This window comes from Clostridium sp. CM037 (genome assembly GCF_055081095.1).
Genome location: NZ_CM143650.1, coordinates 1205055 through 1220096, shown reverse-complemented (window position 1 = coordinate 1220096; position 15042 = coordinate 1205055). Strand labels below are relative to the sequence as shown.

Genomic DNA, 15042 nt, shown 5'->3' with positions numbered 1-15042 from the left:
TATACAGCGTTAAATATATTCTTACTTCCAATAGTAATGATATTTATAATGTACATCATGGTCTATATTTCTGGCACTGTGTTACTGGGCAGTATATTGGTATTTTTATACCTTACGGATTCCCAAGGCTTTAGTAACGCTCCTCCAGCCTCTGCTATGAATCAAGTAATAGACACAACAAAAGGAAATCTATTAATGTTATGCATATTAGTAATAATTGTTTTTGTGGGAGTTGCAATTACTCTTATAAAAAGTAAAAAACTTAGACTATTAAGCTTTGCTGGGTTTGCTACTATCGGTTATGGACTTTTAGCTTTTCTAAAACTTAACATGCCAATATCATCATACACTGGCGAAGTAGAATTTCTTGAAAGTTTTTCTATCATGCCTCAAGGAAATACAATTCTGATTTGTGTAGCTATTGCTGCAGTTATAATAAGCATTGTCTCGGTTTTCATAGGATATAACCTTTATGTGAGTAAACCCACTGGTATCAATGACTAATAGTTTTAATTAACACAAGATAGACATGCGACTTCTCTCATGTCTATTTTTTATCTACTCCACTCTTAACCATCCAGCAGGTTTTCTCTTTGTTCCAATATAATAATGATTATCTTTGGTAATAAGTTCATGTTTTTGTCTTGTTTTGTTTTGCCATAAACATTTTGTTGAATAACTTCTACATAATTAGATGTCACTTCTGTCACCTCAAAATAAGAATAGTGCACTCTCGGAAACTCTTAAGGTACTGCTAACTCTTGATTCATTTTGCTCAAAAATCAACTTCACCTCAAAAATTCGTGGTGCCTCATATTGTACGAATAACCTAGAAAATTTAAGCTATTCGTATTACTTTTAATCTTTTTTACTTAAACATTGTGAAATAAGACTTGACAGCTAGTAAAAATTCGCAAAATTAAATATGTATATTTTTTTACATTATTTCATTTGCGAGGAGTGTTTTTATGTTAACTGTTAAGGTTTCTCATTCTCAATATCAATATTTTCTTGAAACATTTTTAGAAAAATTCTATATTCAAACCAATCAACAAATCACTTTGTTTGAGCGTAGTTCACAAATAACTAAAATCTGGTCTACCGACCTAACCGGAATTGTCCCTCTAATAGAAAGTACTTACTCTAAATCTAATCAAGGGGCTCCGCCCAAAGATGCGGTAGCATTACTCAGGTCACTTATTATCATGGCTTATTGTAAAGAAACTAGTATATCATCTTGGGTAAAAACATTATGTTCAGACCCTTTCTATTCAATTTTATCTGGCTTTATACCCGCTTGCTATTCAGACTCTAAAGCCGAAGGCATACATGTTGACCGAATTCCTGGTGTAGGTACTTTTTATGATTTTATGGATGGGCTGATTCATAAGGATAAGATCCTTAATAAATCCAAACTGCGTAAAATCAAACGTAAACCACGTAAAAAACAAAAGAAAAACCAAAAGATGAATAACTCCAAGTCTGGTGTAGTTGACCGTTTAGTTAAAAGAATCTTAAAATATGATAATTCAAGGCTCCTTGACAGAAGCGAATCCAAAATGAACAACATACTTAAAGAATTATTTGTTATTCCTTCTTTATCAATGGGTATTTTGGGCGATCCTTCTAAACTAAATATTGCTGGCGACGGAACCTGTATGCCAACACAGGCTTCGCCTTACGGTAAAAAAGTTTGTGATTGCAAACTTAAACCAGGAGAACATTGTGACTGTTATCGAAAGTTTACCGACCCCAGTGCTAGCTGGGGTTGGGATAGCTTTAATGAACATTATTACTATGGTCATACCTATCACGGATTTACTGCCTGTGATAGCTTTTACAGCCTACCTATCCATATTAAATTTGTTAGCGCGGCACGCCATGATGCTGTTACTGGCGTTTATGCACTTAAAGAACTTGTGGATTTATATCCTGAAATTAAATTTCATTCTGTAGCCTTAGATTCTGCTTATGATGCTAATGCTTTTTATCTTTTATGCATGCATTATGGAATAAATCCTATTATTGATTTAAATTCACGTTCTTCAAAACCTTCATCAAATAGTGAATTTGTTAAACTTGATAAGAATGCTATTCCACACGGAACTGTTTGTGGACATCAGCTTCGTAATTGGGGAATTATTAGTAAACAATATAGACATAAATGGTTATTCCCAGTTCAATGTGAAAACTGTGAAAAATGTCCTATGAAAAGCAATAAATCTTATTACACTAAAACATTAGACAACCCAAGGTATTTCACTCCAATATTAAGAGGTTCAAAACAATGGAAATCTCTTTATAAAAGACGTTCAACTACTGAAAGATGTTGGGATAGAATAAATAACAATTTTCATGCTGAAGATGCAATTATTTATTCTGTTGGGTGTAGAATAACAAGGGTATTTCTTGGTGCATTTTGCTGTTTCATAGATGCTTGGGCATCAGAAAGATTAATAGCCCTTGCCGATATTTTCCCAACTCTTAAAAATATAGCTGCGTAATTTAAAATAAATTTCAATTCAATAACCAGCCTACGGCTTTTTTAAAATAGTGTATAAAAAAGTCTTTTTGTCATGTCCGTAATTAATTCAAATATAACTTTTCATTCAAATAAGCACTTTTAATACCTAAATATGGAAATTGTTAATTATTGTTTTCCGACTATACTAAGAATATTATTCGTTACTAACCAATTTCTGCTTCTATCATTTCTTTCAATCTATTCGTAGAAGGTTTTTCTCCACCACTAGACACTACGGCCATTTTATTGCTTGAATCTATTTTTATATCTCCAGATTTTCTCCATCCAATATCTACCATTCTTGAAAGTATGTCCCAATCACGAAGTCTCAAAATAGCTTGCCATTTTTTCAAATACGAATCCAACTTTATTATATCAATAGTCATACTTTATCCCTACTTTCTTATATTTTTTAAATCTGCATTTTTATGCGATTGTTAAATATCCCCCATTAACTTATACTACCGCATACAATTTTTAACTTATTATTAATGTATTCATGCAAAATTATAATAAAACTATTCATGCTTTAAGGCATGAAATTAATGATTTAGTAGATTAGATATAGACGAAAATAAAAGCCCCACATTTAGTCGATTATGACTAAATGCGAAGCTTGTACCTATCTGATTTTTTTAAATCTTATTTACTCATTGCTTCTTCAACTGCAACCGCAACTGCAACTGAAGCTCCAACCATAGGGTTGTTACCCATTCCGATAAGTCCCATCATTTCAACATGAGCTGGTACTGATGAAGAACCTGCAAATTGTGCATCTGAATGCATTCTTCCCATAGTATCAGTCATTCCGTATGAAGCAGGACCTGCTCCCATATTATCTGGGTGAAGAGTTCTTCCAGTACCACCACCTGATGCTACTGAGAAATATTTCTTGCCTTGTTCTTGGCATTCTTTCTTATAAGTACCAGCAACTGGATGTTGGAATCTTGTTGGGTTTGTAGAATTTCCTGTAATTGAAACGTCTACTCCCTCAGAATGCAATATTGCAACGCCTTCACGTACATCATCTGCTCCGTAACATCTTACTTTAGCTCTTTCTCCATCAGAATAAGCTGTTTCTTTAACTACTGTTAATTTACTAGTATAGTAATCAAATTTAGTTTGAACATAAGTAAAACCATTAATTCTTGAAATTATATAAGCAGCATCTTTTCCAAGACCGTTTAATATTACTTCCAAAGGCACTTTTCTTACTTTGTTTGCAGCTCTTGCAAGGCCAATTGCGCCTTCAGCAGCAGCAAATGATTCATGTCCAGCTAAAAATGCGAAACATTTAGTTTCTTCGCGTAAAAGCATAGCTGCTAAGTTACCATGTCCAACTCCAACCTTTCTGTCATCTGCAACAGAACCTGGTATACAAAATGATTGAAGTCCTTCTCCTATATATACTGCAGCATCTGCTGCCTTAGTGCATCCATTTTTAATTGCAATAGCTGCTCCAACTGCATATGCCCAACAAGCATTTTCAAATGCTATAGGTTGAATTCCTTTTATTATTTCAAAAGTATCAATACCTTTTTCTTCGCATATTGTTCTTGCTTCTTCTAGTGAATTTATTCCGTGTTTCTTTAATACGGATAATATTTGATCTATTCTTCTTTCATAACTTTCAAATAAAGCCATTTAATTATTCCTCCTTTTTATATTATTTATTTCTTGGGTCGATTACTGTTGTTGCTTCTGCAAATCTACCATAAGTTCCAGTAGCTTTTTCCATAGCTTCATTAGCATCCATACCTTTTTTTATCATTTCCATCATTTTTCCAAGTTGAACAAATTTATAACCTATTATTTCGTTATTTTTATCAAGAGCAATATTAGATACATAACCCTCAGCCATTTCTAAGTATCTTGGTCCCTTAGCAAGTGATCCGTACATTGTTCCTACTTGACTTCTAAGACCTTTACCTAAATCCTCAAGTCCAGCGCCTACAGGTAGTCCACCTTCTGAGAATGCAGTTTGAGTTCTTCCGTATACTATTTGAAGGAACAACTCTCTCATAGCTGTGTTTATTGCATCACAAACTAAATCTGTGTTTAACGCTTCTAAAATAGTTTTTCCTGGAAGTATTTCTGAAGCCATTGCAGCTGAGTGAGTACTACCTGAGCATCCTATTACCTCAACTAATGCTTCTTGTATTATTCCCTCTTTTACGTTTAATGTAAGCTTACAGGCACCTTGTTGAGGAGCACACCAACCAATTCCGTGTGTTAAACCTGAGATATCTTTAATTTCTTTACTTTGTACCCATTTTCCTTCTTCAGGAATTGGTGCTGAACCATGATTAGGTCCTTTAGCAACACACATCATTTCTGAAACTTCTGTTGTATAAATCATAATATTATCTCCTTCCATATGTATATGGTAATTTAATACGCTTTATAATCAGTGGGAATTAAAATGTCCCACTGGGTCAATAATCGAAATATGTCTTCGATTCTATTTTAACAAATAAAACCTAACTTATCAATAGTATTTTATTAGTTTTTATATGCTTCTCTTAATATCTTAATTTCCTGCGCATGACCAGCTAATTCATTTGGTGTTTCTAAATAGAATGGTAAGTGACGTAACTTAGGGTGATTAATAATTCTACTAATCGCTTCTATTCCAATTGAACCTTCTCCAATTTTTTCATGTCTGTCTTTATGACTTTCAAATGGATTTTTACTATCATTTAAGTGAATTGCATAAAGCTTATCAAGTCCAATAATTCTATCAAATTCGTCTATTACGCCATCTAAATCATTAACGATATCATAACCAGCATCATATATATGGCAAGTATCAAGACATACACCCATTTTGCCTGAAAGAGTAATACCATCAAGAATTTGTTTTAATTCTTCAAACGTTCTGCCTACTTCTGTTCCTTTACCAGCCATTGTTTCAAGAAGTACCGTGGTGGTTTGATCTGGTTTCAATATAGTGTTAAGCATATTTATAATATATTCTATTCCCTTCTCAACACCCTGTTTTATATGGCTACCCGGATGGAAGTTATAAAAACTATTCGGGAAGTATTCCATTCTAGATAAATCATCTTCCATAATCATCACTGCAAATTCTCTTGTTTTTTCATCAGCAGAACAAGCATTAAGTGTGTATGGCGCATGCGCTAAGATTGTCGCAAATTTATTTTCTTTTAATATTTCTAATAAAGCTTCTACATCACTCGGATCAATTTCTTTTGCTTTACTACCTCTAGGATTACGAGTAAAAAACTGAAATGTATTTGCCCCTATGCTAAGAGCATCTTTCCCCATGGCTTTATACCCTTTTGATACTGATAAATGACAACCTATATTTAACATGATTATCCCTCCAATAAAAAATTATATTCTTATTTTATATTAAACTTTTTCCATTTGTTGAAATTACTTCTTTATACCAATCAAAGCTTTTTTTCTTATATCTTTCTAATGTACCTGTTCCATCATCATTACGATCAACATAGATAAATCCATAACGCTTTCTGAGTTCTGCAGTTGTTGCGCTGACAAGATCAATACATCCCCATGAAGTATACCCCATTATATCGACTCCGTCGTCGATTGCCTCCGCTACTTGAACCAAATGATCATTTAAATACTTAATTCTGTAATCGTCAATTACTGTTTTATTTCCATTTTCATCAATTATTAATTTATCAATAGCACCTAACCCATTTTCAACAATGAATAAAGGTTTTTGATAACGGTCATAAAAAAGATTAAGTATGTAACGTAATCCTTGTGGATCTATCTGCCACCCCCAATCTGAAGCTTCAAGATATGGGTTATGTACACCTGAAATAATGTTTCCTGTTCCCATTTCTCTCTTTTTAGGGTCTGCTGTTGCACAAGAACTCATATAATAGCTAAATGAGATAAAATCCACTGTATTTTTAAGTACCTCAGTGTCTCCTGGCTCCATATGTATTTTAATATTGTTATCTTTAAAGTATCTATCCATATATTTAGGATATGCTCCCCTTGCGTGAACATCTGCGAAATATAAATTTTCTCTATCCTGTTTCATTGCTTCAATTACATCGCTTGGATGAGGCGTTAATGGATAATTGGGTACACCAAGAATCATACATCCAAATTTCGCTCCTGGTATCATTTCATGCCCAATCTTAACTGCCATTGCACTTGCTACTAATTCATGATGAATCGCCTGATATAAATCTTGCTTCGTTAATTTTTCTTTATCCGTAAATATACCACCGCTCATATATGGTGCATTTAATACTGAATTAATTTCGTTAAAAGTAAGCCAATATTTCACCTTATTTTTATATCTAGCAAAAATTATTCTTATATAGTTCTCAAAAAATCCTACTAACGCACGATTTACCCAACCATCATAGTTCTTAGAAAGAGCAAGAGGGGTCTCATAATGTGAAATTGTTACAAGTGGCTCAATTCCATATTTTAAACATTCATCAAATAAATTATCATAAAATTGTAATCCCTTCTCATTTGGCATTTCATCATCCCCATTTGGAAATATTCTAGACCATGCAATTGATGTTCTAAATGTTTTAAACCCCATTTGTGCAAACAGTTTAATATCTTCTTTATATCTATGATAAAAATCAATACCTACTAATTTCATGTTATCTTCTGTTGGTTCTTCTGTAACTTTCCCAATTATACCTTTTGGTGCAATATCTTGTGTTGATAACCCTTTGCCATCTTCATTGTACGCACCTTCACATTGGTTAGCTGCTACTGCTCCGCCCCATAGAAATCCTTTTGGAAAGCTCTTCGCCATTTTAAATCGCTCCTTTTAAATTTTAAAATTTATCTTACAAGTTATATCCATTTACTTTGTTGTTATTTACTAAATTCAATTTTGTGGATATCTTCTTACATTAGTTTACCCACACCTTATACATTATATATAACAATGAAAATTATTTATACCCTCGAAATAATATAAAAGAGCTTCGATAAAATTTTAATTTATCAAAGCTCTTTTATATTATTTAGCACTTTTATACTATTCTACAATAATTAAGTCCTTTGTATAATGGTTTAATACCTCGCAACCTTCTTTCGTAACTATTACTAAATCCTCTATACGAACACCCACGTCACCCGGAAGATAAATACCTGGCTCAATGGAGAAAATTTGTCCTGGCTGAACTTTATCAGTATTAGCAGAGGAAACATCACCGAAATCATGAACTTCTATTCCTATTGAATGCCCTAATCTATGAGTAAAATATTTTCCATATCCTTTCTCCGAGATATAGTCTCTAGCTGCAGCATCAATATCACAAAATCTAACGCCTGCTTTAACTTTTTCAATTCCCCTTTTATTTGCTTCTTTAACAATATTATAAACTTCTCTACTATGATCTGATACACTTTTATAGAAAACAGTTCTAGTCATGTCTGAGCAGTATGAATTCATCTTACATCCGATATCAATAACTACGCTGTCCCCTTCTTTAACCATTGATCCATCCAATTCATGATGAGGATCAGCAGCATTTGCCCCATAACCTATAATCGGATCAAATGAATGCCCTTCAGTACCCATTTCTTCCCATATATCACCAAGCAACTTTCCCATTTTCTTTTCTGAATATTTTTTAGGGATAAGCTTTATCATTTTATCCACAGCGGTATCATTTAATTTTGAAGCTGCCCTCATTAGATCTTTTTCACCTTCGTCCTTACACATTCTTACTCTGTCAAGAATTTCAGATCCATTAACAAATGTACTTCCACCTTTAAGCTTCATTAATTTTATTAAGAAATGAGCTGGCCAATTTTTATCTATTCCCATAGGCTTATCTTTATCAATGTTTCTTGCAAGAATTTCTACTGGACTCTGAGTATCGTTAAACCATATCTTTTCTACCCCTAAATCTTCACTTATAGGGAATAACTCATTTATAAACAATTTGTTATGTCCATCTAAGTTAATATAGAGTACAAGCATTCTTTCTCCTGATAAAATCCACTTCCCCGTAAGATAGAATATAGCCGCTGGGTCAGAAACTATCATTTGAGGTGTTTTCTTTAGCGCCATGATCTTTAGAACCTTATTAAGTCTTTCTTTTAACATTAAAAATCCCCTCCTAAAATATTATTGAATTATGTTAGGATAATTTCAAGTTAATCTTAATTTCACCATTTACCAAGCAATAGGCTATATCTTCTTCAACCTTTATATATACATCTAAGGTTTTAAGTTCTGTAATTTTGTGAGATTTTACCCATTCTTCATAAACTTTTTCTAGTATTGTTTTTTTGGAAACCTCTTTTCCCTTATATTGAACATAGAATCCAACATCAATTCTCTTAGCTATTGTTTTTTTAGCTGTTTTTTTTGTAGCAGTAGTTGCCCTTCTAGCTTTTGATTTAACATTTTTAGCAATATCCTTCACCGCATTAATAGTCTTATCAACATTTTCTTTTGTAACATCAGAAACTATTGTTATTGCCTCTTCTGCTGTTGATCCACCAGCTTCTTTAGCCGAAGTTAACGTATTCTCTTTTATCATGTCATGTACCTCCCATTTTAAAACAATTTTTATCCTTAATACTTATATTCTATATTTTTAGGAAAAACCCTTTTTTTAGGTGACTGTCAGTGACGCATATAAGATATTTATAACTTAATATTAATAATGTACTTTATTATATCATAAATCGCAATTAAATTCTATTTTTTGTTATTATATACATAATTATACTATGAGTATGGAATGACATTACTTCTGTATGATAAATAAGTCCTCTGAATATTTTATGAGAAAATTAAAGGATTCGTCAAATTTTTATTTTAAAGATTTACTACAATTTATATTCACACTTAATAAAATGCGGAATATATTAAAGTACAGCTACAACTTCATTCATTTAACGACCTTTCAAAAGCAGTCCATCACCTATTTATGGTGGCATTAACACCAAAGCAACTTCATTACTTAAGTTTAAGTGTAAAATTTCTTCTTAAGTTGCTAATTTAGCTACCTACGTTGATTTTTAAACTTTTACTTATTAAAAATAAGGAGGTTATTTATATGAGTCATAGACATAAAGATTGTTGTTGTTGCTGTGAACCTGTTAGTTGTTGTAAGCCTGTTAGTTGTTGTAAACCTGCTTGCTGCTGTGATAATAACTTTGGAAGTGGCTTTGGAAGTGGCTTTGGCTGCGGAAATGGCAGTATCTTGATAATTCTTTTACTATTAGGCTGTGGTGGTATTGGTGGCCGTGGCGGCTTCGGCGGCTTTGGTGGCTTTGGTTGTTAATTTAATAAAAAAAGAAGCACTCCTAATAATATTATTAGAAGTGCTTCTTTTTTATTTGTACATAAGTTCTAGTTCTTTTTGAACTTCATTATTTTCTATAAATTCATCATAAGTCATTTGTTTATCCATTATTCCCTTAGGTGTAATTTCTATTATTCTAGTTGCAACTGTTGCAACTAGTTGGGAGTCATGAGATGTAAGTAACATTGTTCCAGTATAGCTAGTTAACCCATTGTTTAACGCCGTAATAGACTCTAGGTCTAAATGATTAGTGGGCTCATCAAAAATTAATACATTAGCATTACTAAGCATCATTTTAGAAAGCATGCATCTAACCTTTTCTCCACCGGACAATACGCTGGCTTTTTTAAGGGCCTCTTCTCCAGAGAAAAGCATTCTGCCTAAAAAGCCTCTAATAAAGCTTTCAGCCTTTTCATCTGAATATTGGCGAAGCCAATCAACTAAGGTGCAATCTACGCCATTAAAATATTCCGTGTTATCCTTTGGTAAGTAAGCCTTAGAAGTAGTAATTCCCCACTTAACCTCACCACTATCCGGCTCCATTTCACCCATTACTATCTTAAATAATGTAGTTTTAGCTATTTCATCTGCACCTGTAAAAGCAATCTTATCTCCCTTGTTAACTATAAAAGAAACATTATCAAGAAGTATTTCTCCATCCACAGTTTTACTTAGATTTTTAACTGTCAATAAATCATTTCCCGCTTCTCTTTCTGGCTTAAATCCAACAAATGGATATTTACGAGAAGATGGTTTTATATCATCTAAAGTCAATTTATCTAATTGCTTTTTACGAGAAGTAGCCTGTTTTGCTTTAGATGCATTAGAACTAAATCTAGCAATAAAGTTTTGTAATTCAACAATTTTTTCTTCTTTTTTCTTATTTTGATCTTTAGCCATTTGAAGAGCCAACTGACTAGATTCATACCAAAAATCATAGTTTCCAACAAATAATTGAATTTTGCTAAAGTCTATATCTGCAACATGAGTACATATTTTATTTAAAAAATGTCTATCATGGGAAACAACTATAACAGTACTATCAAAATTCAGTAGGAAACTTTCAAGCCAATTTTTAGATTTTACATCTAAATTGTTTGTAGGCTCATCTAGTAATAGAATGTCTGGTTTTCCAAATAGTGTTTGAGCAAGGAGTACCTTAACCTTTTCTGATCCTGTTAATTCCTTCATTGTTTTGTTTTGAAGGTCTTCAGTTATTCCAAGTCCCATCAATAGAGTTGAAGCTTCTGATTCAGCTTCCCATCCATTAAGTTCTGCAAATTCGCCTTCTAGTACTGACGCTCTAATTCCGTCCTCATCAGTAAAATCTGGTTTTGCATATAAATCATCTTTTTCATTCATTATTTCAAACAATCTTACATGTCCCATCATTACAGTTTTGACAACTTCATATTCATCAAATTCAAAATGATCTTGCTTTAAGAATGCTAATCTTTCTCCTGCTGTAATATTAACTTCTCCTGTATTAGGTTCAATTTGACCTGATAATATATTAAGAAACGTTGATTTACCGGCACCATTAGCACCAATTAATCCATAACAATTACCTGGAGTAAATTTTATATTAACATTATCAAATAATTTACGTGCACCATATCTTAAACTTACGTTATTTGTACTAATCATATCTTTATAAATACCTCCATACATTAAGTAATTTCATTCTAGTCAAAACTACTGACTCATTATACCATACGGAAAGAAACTAGGCCAATGTAATTTATTTCTTTCTTATCTAGTTTTATTAGACTTATTAGTGTTTGATGCTTTGCTATCAGATCTAAATTTATGTTCTATTGACTTTGCTTTAGGTGTGTTTTGTAAATCAATAATTGTTCCCATACGAATATCTTTAGGCATAATTTCTATATTAAAATCTTTTTCATAGTTTTTAATTAGATCAAGTTCTCTCTCTTCTGTTATAGATAATGCAAAACCATGTTCACCCATTCTTGCCGTTCTACCTACCCTGTGTAAATAATCCTTAGGATTCTCTGGTATATCAAGATTAAATATATGTGACACTCCTACTATATCAAGGCCTCTAGCTGCTAAATCAGAAGCAACTAATAGTTGAATTTTTCCTGCATTGAAATCCTCAATAGCTTTTTTTCTATTAAGTTTATCAGAGCTTCCATGAATACCCTCAACCTTTAATCCGTGATAACCAAGCTTTGAAGTTGTAATTTCTACCTCATCACTTTTGTTTATAAATATTATTGCTTTTTCAGGTTTAGTAGCACTTATGAGTTTTCTGAGTAGAACCAGTTTCTCTCTCTTTTCCACTACGAAATACATGTGCTCTATATTAGGATTTACCTGACTTTTATCACCCACTTTAATTACTTCTGGATCCTTCATCAAAGTTTTAGCAATCTCAACAACTTTAAGCGAAATCGTAGCTGAAAATATCATAATTTGTCTATCCCTAAGCGTAGTTTTTATTATGGCCTTTACCCCATCTATGTTATCTTCATCTATCATTCTATCGCCTTCATCTATTACTATAGTCTTAACGAAGTGTGATTTTAGTTTCTTCATAGTTATAAGTTCTAAAATTCTTCCTGCGGATCCAACTATTATATGTGGCTTTTCCTTAAGAGCTTCTAGCTGTCTTTTGATGTTAACATTACCTATTATGGTAGTTGATTTGATGTTGATATTTGAGTTCTCTGATAGCAATTCTATTTGCTTATGTATTTGCATTGCAAGTTCATGAGTAGGTGCAAGTACAATCGCTTGAATATCCTTTGATGTTGTGTCTATTTTTTGAAATATAGGTAATAAGTAAGCCAGTGTTTTACCTGAACCTGTTTCTGATTCTCCTATAATATCCTTGCCCTCAAGTCCAATTGGTATAGCCTTTACTTGAATTTCTGTAGGGCTCTGTATCCCCTGTTTAATCAAACCTTCTATAAGGTTTTCTTGTAATCCTAGTTCATTAAATAATTTATTCATATTTTCTCCTTTTTTCTAAGAAATCTTATTGTTAGCATATTTAAATATTGTTGCTTTTATAGCTAAATAATCTATTTCTTCTGGTAATGCTTCTTTGATAGGTCTAAGCTTTGAAGCTCCAATTTTTTCTATAACTTCAATAATAAGCGCTTCATGATGTTTTGGAATAAAATCATCTAAATTAACATCAAAACCCTCATAAGCACATTTAAATATATGTTCTTGTACTGTGAGGCTTTTTAATTTTCTCTCGTAAATTATGTCCTCTATGCTTTTACCCTCTTTATACATATTATAAGTAATAACATAGCTAGGGATCTTTCCTTCATTTTCGCAAGCTTTTTCTACCGCACATTCAGTTTGAACCTTCTCATCATTTTCATTATATAGTATTTCTGCCTTTAGTTCTATATTGTTTTCCTGCATATATTTTTTTATAACCTGAATGAATTCCTCACCATACTTCTTAAGCTTAGATTCTCCTACCCCTTTAATGTTTAGCATTTCTTTATTATTTACTGGGAAATATTCGCTCATCTCCCTTAACGCGCTATCTGCAAACACAATATAAGGTGGAACTTTTTCCCGCTCTGAAATTTCTTTTCGAAGGGACCTCAATATTTCAAACAAACCAGTATCGCGAGCTACCTTAGCTTTCTTTTTCTCAACCTTTTGATACACTTTTTCTTCATTTTTAAGTACTGCCACTGCTTTATCTTTTAAATGAACCACTGGAAATTGACCATCTGCAAGCGAAAGATATTCTTCTGCCGTAAGCACATTTATGAGGTCTCTTATCTCTTTAACAGTATATTGCTTTATTATCCCATAGGTAGATAACTTATCAAATCCAAGTTCCAAAACTTTTTTATTCTTTGAGCCACGAAGCACTTCTGCAATTAATGAAGTACCATACCTCTCCTTCATCCTAAAGATGCAAGAAAATATTTTTTGTGCCTCTATAGTTATATCTACCAGTTCACTTTCATCATTGCATGTACTGCAATTGTCACATTTATCTTGAACATTTTCTTCGCCAAAATATTCCAAAATAAACTGTCGTAAACATCTTGAAGTATGTGAATAATCCACCATAGCTTGAAGTTTCTTATATTCATTTACCTTCCTTTGAGGTGATACGACACTTTGTTCTATAAAAAATTTTTGAAGTAACACATCTGCTGCAGAAAATAACAGTATACATTCGCTAGGCTCTCCATCTCTGCCTCCACGTCCCGCTTCTTGATAATAAGATTCCATACTCTTTGGCAAATTATAATGAATTACATATCGAACATTTGATTTATCTATTCCCATTCCAAAAGCATTTGTAGCTATAATAATGTTGATATCGTCATATAAAAATTTTTCTTGGTTTAGTTTTCGCTCCTCATCTCCTAGCCCCGCATGGTATCTTCCAACACTATATCCCTTTTTATTCAAAAGCTCATAGAGATTATTCGTTTCCTTCCTTGTAGAAGTGTATATTATCCCTACCTGGTCTTTATTGTCTCGAATGTATTCTAATACAAAATCTCTTTTGTTTTCTCCACGAATAACAGTAAAGCTCAAATTTTCTCTATTAAAACCAGTTACATAAACATCCGGCTCTCTTAATTTTAATAACTTTATAACGTCTAACCTTACTTCCTCTGTTGCAGTAGCTGTAAATGCCGCTATAATTGGTCTTTCTTGTAATTTTTCTATCAAACTAGAAATTGCTGCATAACTGGTTCTAAAATCATGTCCCCATTGAGATACACAATGAGCTTCATCCACTGCTAAAAGCGATATTGTTAATCTATTTAACATATTGCAGAAGAAGTCTGATTCTAACCTTTCTGGGGCAACATAAAGAAGCTTAAACTCCCCAAGCGCTACCTTATCAATTCTTTCATTAACTTCATTAATACTTAATGAGCTATTTATATATGTTGCAGCTATCCCTATACTATTCAATGTATCTACTTGATCCTTCATAAGCGATATAAGTGGTGATATTACGAGTGTTACTCCTTTTAGCATTAGAGCAGGTATCTGGTAACACACCGATTTCCCTGCACCAGTAGGCATTACAGCAAAGGTATCTTTTCCGCTTATTATACTCTCTATTACATTTTCTTGTCCTTTTCTAAAATTATCATATCCATAATACTTTTTTAATTTTTCTTGTGCTTCACGCAACATATATTTCTTCCTCTCATACGTAATAATTTCTTACAATAGTATAACATTATTTTA

Annotated in this window: 14 protein-coding genes; 3 read left to right on the top strand and 11 right to left on the bottom strand. The window is 32.6% G+C overall.

Features of this window, described 5'->3' with window-relative positions; genetic code table 11:
• The first annotated feature begins 96 nt into the window (after window positions 1-96).
• Window positions 97-504 carry a hypothetical protein gene (locus tag ACWJKP_RS05740; protein WP_165414361.1) on the top strand — a complete coding sequence of 136 codons (408 nt, stop codon included), beginning with the start codon at window positions 97-99 and terminating at the stop codon, window positions 502-504.
• Between the two features lie 65 nt (window positions 505-569).
• On the opposite strand, the gene ACWJKP_RS05735 is transcribed toward ACWJKP_RS05740, so the two are convergent.
• Complete coding sequence (locus ACWJKP_RS05735) at window positions 570-701, bottom strand: hypothetical protein (RefSeq protein ID WP_462961443.1); 132 nt, start codon at window positions 699-701, stop codon at window positions 570-572.
• Window positions 702-968: 267 nt separating this feature from the next.
• Between ACWJKP_RS05735 and ACWJKP_RS05730 the strand changes: the two genes are divergently transcribed.
• Window positions 969-2504: a transposase gene (locus tag ACWJKP_RS05730; protein ID WP_224579009.1), complete on the top strand. Its 1536-nt coding sequence runs from the start codon at window positions 969-971 to the stop codon at window positions 2502-2504.
• Window positions 2505-2688: 184 nt separating this feature from the next.
• On the opposite strand, the gene ACWJKP_RS05725 is transcribed toward ACWJKP_RS05730, so the two are convergent.
• From ACWJKP_RS05725 to ACWJKP_RS05695, 7 genes are all read right to left on the bottom strand, one after another.
• Entirely contained in the window at window positions 2689-2910 is a 222-nt protein-coding gene (locus tag ACWJKP_RS05725; protein ID WP_165414525.1) for a hypothetical protein, read from the bottom strand.
• Between the two features lie 256 nt (window positions 2911-3166).
• The gene (locus ACWJKP_RS05720) at window positions 3167-4168 is read right to left on the bottom strand and encodes a GGGtGRT protein (protein ID WP_165414524.1); all 1002 of its coding nucleotides are present in this window, start codon (window positions 4166-4168) and stop codon (window positions 3167-3169) included.
• A 22-nt stretch (window positions 4169-4190) separates the two neighbouring features.
• Complete coding sequence (locus ACWJKP_RS05715; RefSeq protein ID WP_165414523.1) at window positions 4191-4883, bottom strand: iron-sulfur cluster assembly scaffold protein; 693 nt, start codon at window positions 4881-4883, stop codon at window positions 4191-4193.
• 143 nt (window positions 4884-5026) lie between these two features.
• On the bottom strand, window positions 5027-5860 hold the full coding sequence (locus tag ACWJKP_RS05710) for a deoxyribonuclease IV (RefSeq protein ID WP_165414522.1): 834 nt from the start codon (window positions 5858-5860) through the stop codon (window positions 5027-5029).
• Window positions 5861-5894: 34 nt separating this feature from the next.
• On the bottom strand, window positions 5895-7307 hold the full coding sequence (locus ACWJKP_RS05705; protein WP_165414521.1) for a glycoside hydrolase family 1 protein: 1413 nt from the start codon (window positions 7305-7307) through the stop codon (window positions 5895-5897).
• Window positions 7308-7535: 228 nt separating this feature from the next.
• Window positions 7536-8612 carry a M24 family metallopeptidase gene (locus ACWJKP_RS05700; protein WP_165414520.1) on the bottom strand — a complete coding sequence of 359 codons (1077 nt, stop codon included), beginning with the start codon at window positions 8610-8612 and terminating at the stop codon, window positions 7536-7538.
• A gap of 34 nt (window positions 8613-8646) precedes the next feature.
• Window positions 8647-9051 carry a DUF6465 family protein gene (locus tag ACWJKP_RS05695; RefSeq protein WP_165414519.1) on the bottom strand — a complete coding sequence of 135 codons (405 nt, stop codon included), beginning with the start codon at window positions 9049-9051 and terminating at the stop codon, window positions 8647-8649.
• Between the two features lie 522 nt (window positions 9052-9573).
• Here ACWJKP_RS05695 and ACWJKP_RS05690 point away from each other — a divergent pair.
• Window positions 9574-9801: a ground-like protein gene (locus ACWJKP_RS05690; RefSeq protein ID WP_165414518.1), complete on the top strand. Its 228-nt coding sequence runs from the start codon at window positions 9574-9576 to the stop codon at window positions 9799-9801.
• 51 nt (window positions 9802-9852) lie between these two features.
• Here ACWJKP_RS05690 and ACWJKP_RS05685 read toward each other — a convergent pair whose 3' ends face one another.
• The 3 genes from ACWJKP_RS05685 to recQ form a co-directional block, all read right to left on the bottom strand.
• On the bottom strand, window positions 9853-11469 hold the full coding sequence (locus tag ACWJKP_RS05685; protein ID WP_165414517.1) for an ABC-F family ATP-binding cassette domain-containing protein: 1617 nt from the start codon (window positions 11467-11469) through the stop codon (window positions 9853-9855).
• Window positions 11470-11574: 105 nt separating this feature from the next.
• Complete coding sequence (locus ACWJKP_RS05680) at window positions 11575-12801, bottom strand: DEAD/DEAH box helicase (protein ID WP_165414516.1); 1227 nt, start codon at window positions 12799-12801, stop codon at window positions 11575-11577.
• Window positions 12802-12816: 15 nt separating this feature from the next.
• Window positions 12817-14988 (bottom strand): DNA helicase RecQ, encoded by a 2172-nt coding sequence (gene recQ / locus ACWJKP_RS05675; protein WP_462961442.1) that lies wholly within the window; start codon window positions 14986-14988, stop codon window positions 12817-12819.
• Window positions 14989-15042: the final 54 nt, after the last annotated feature.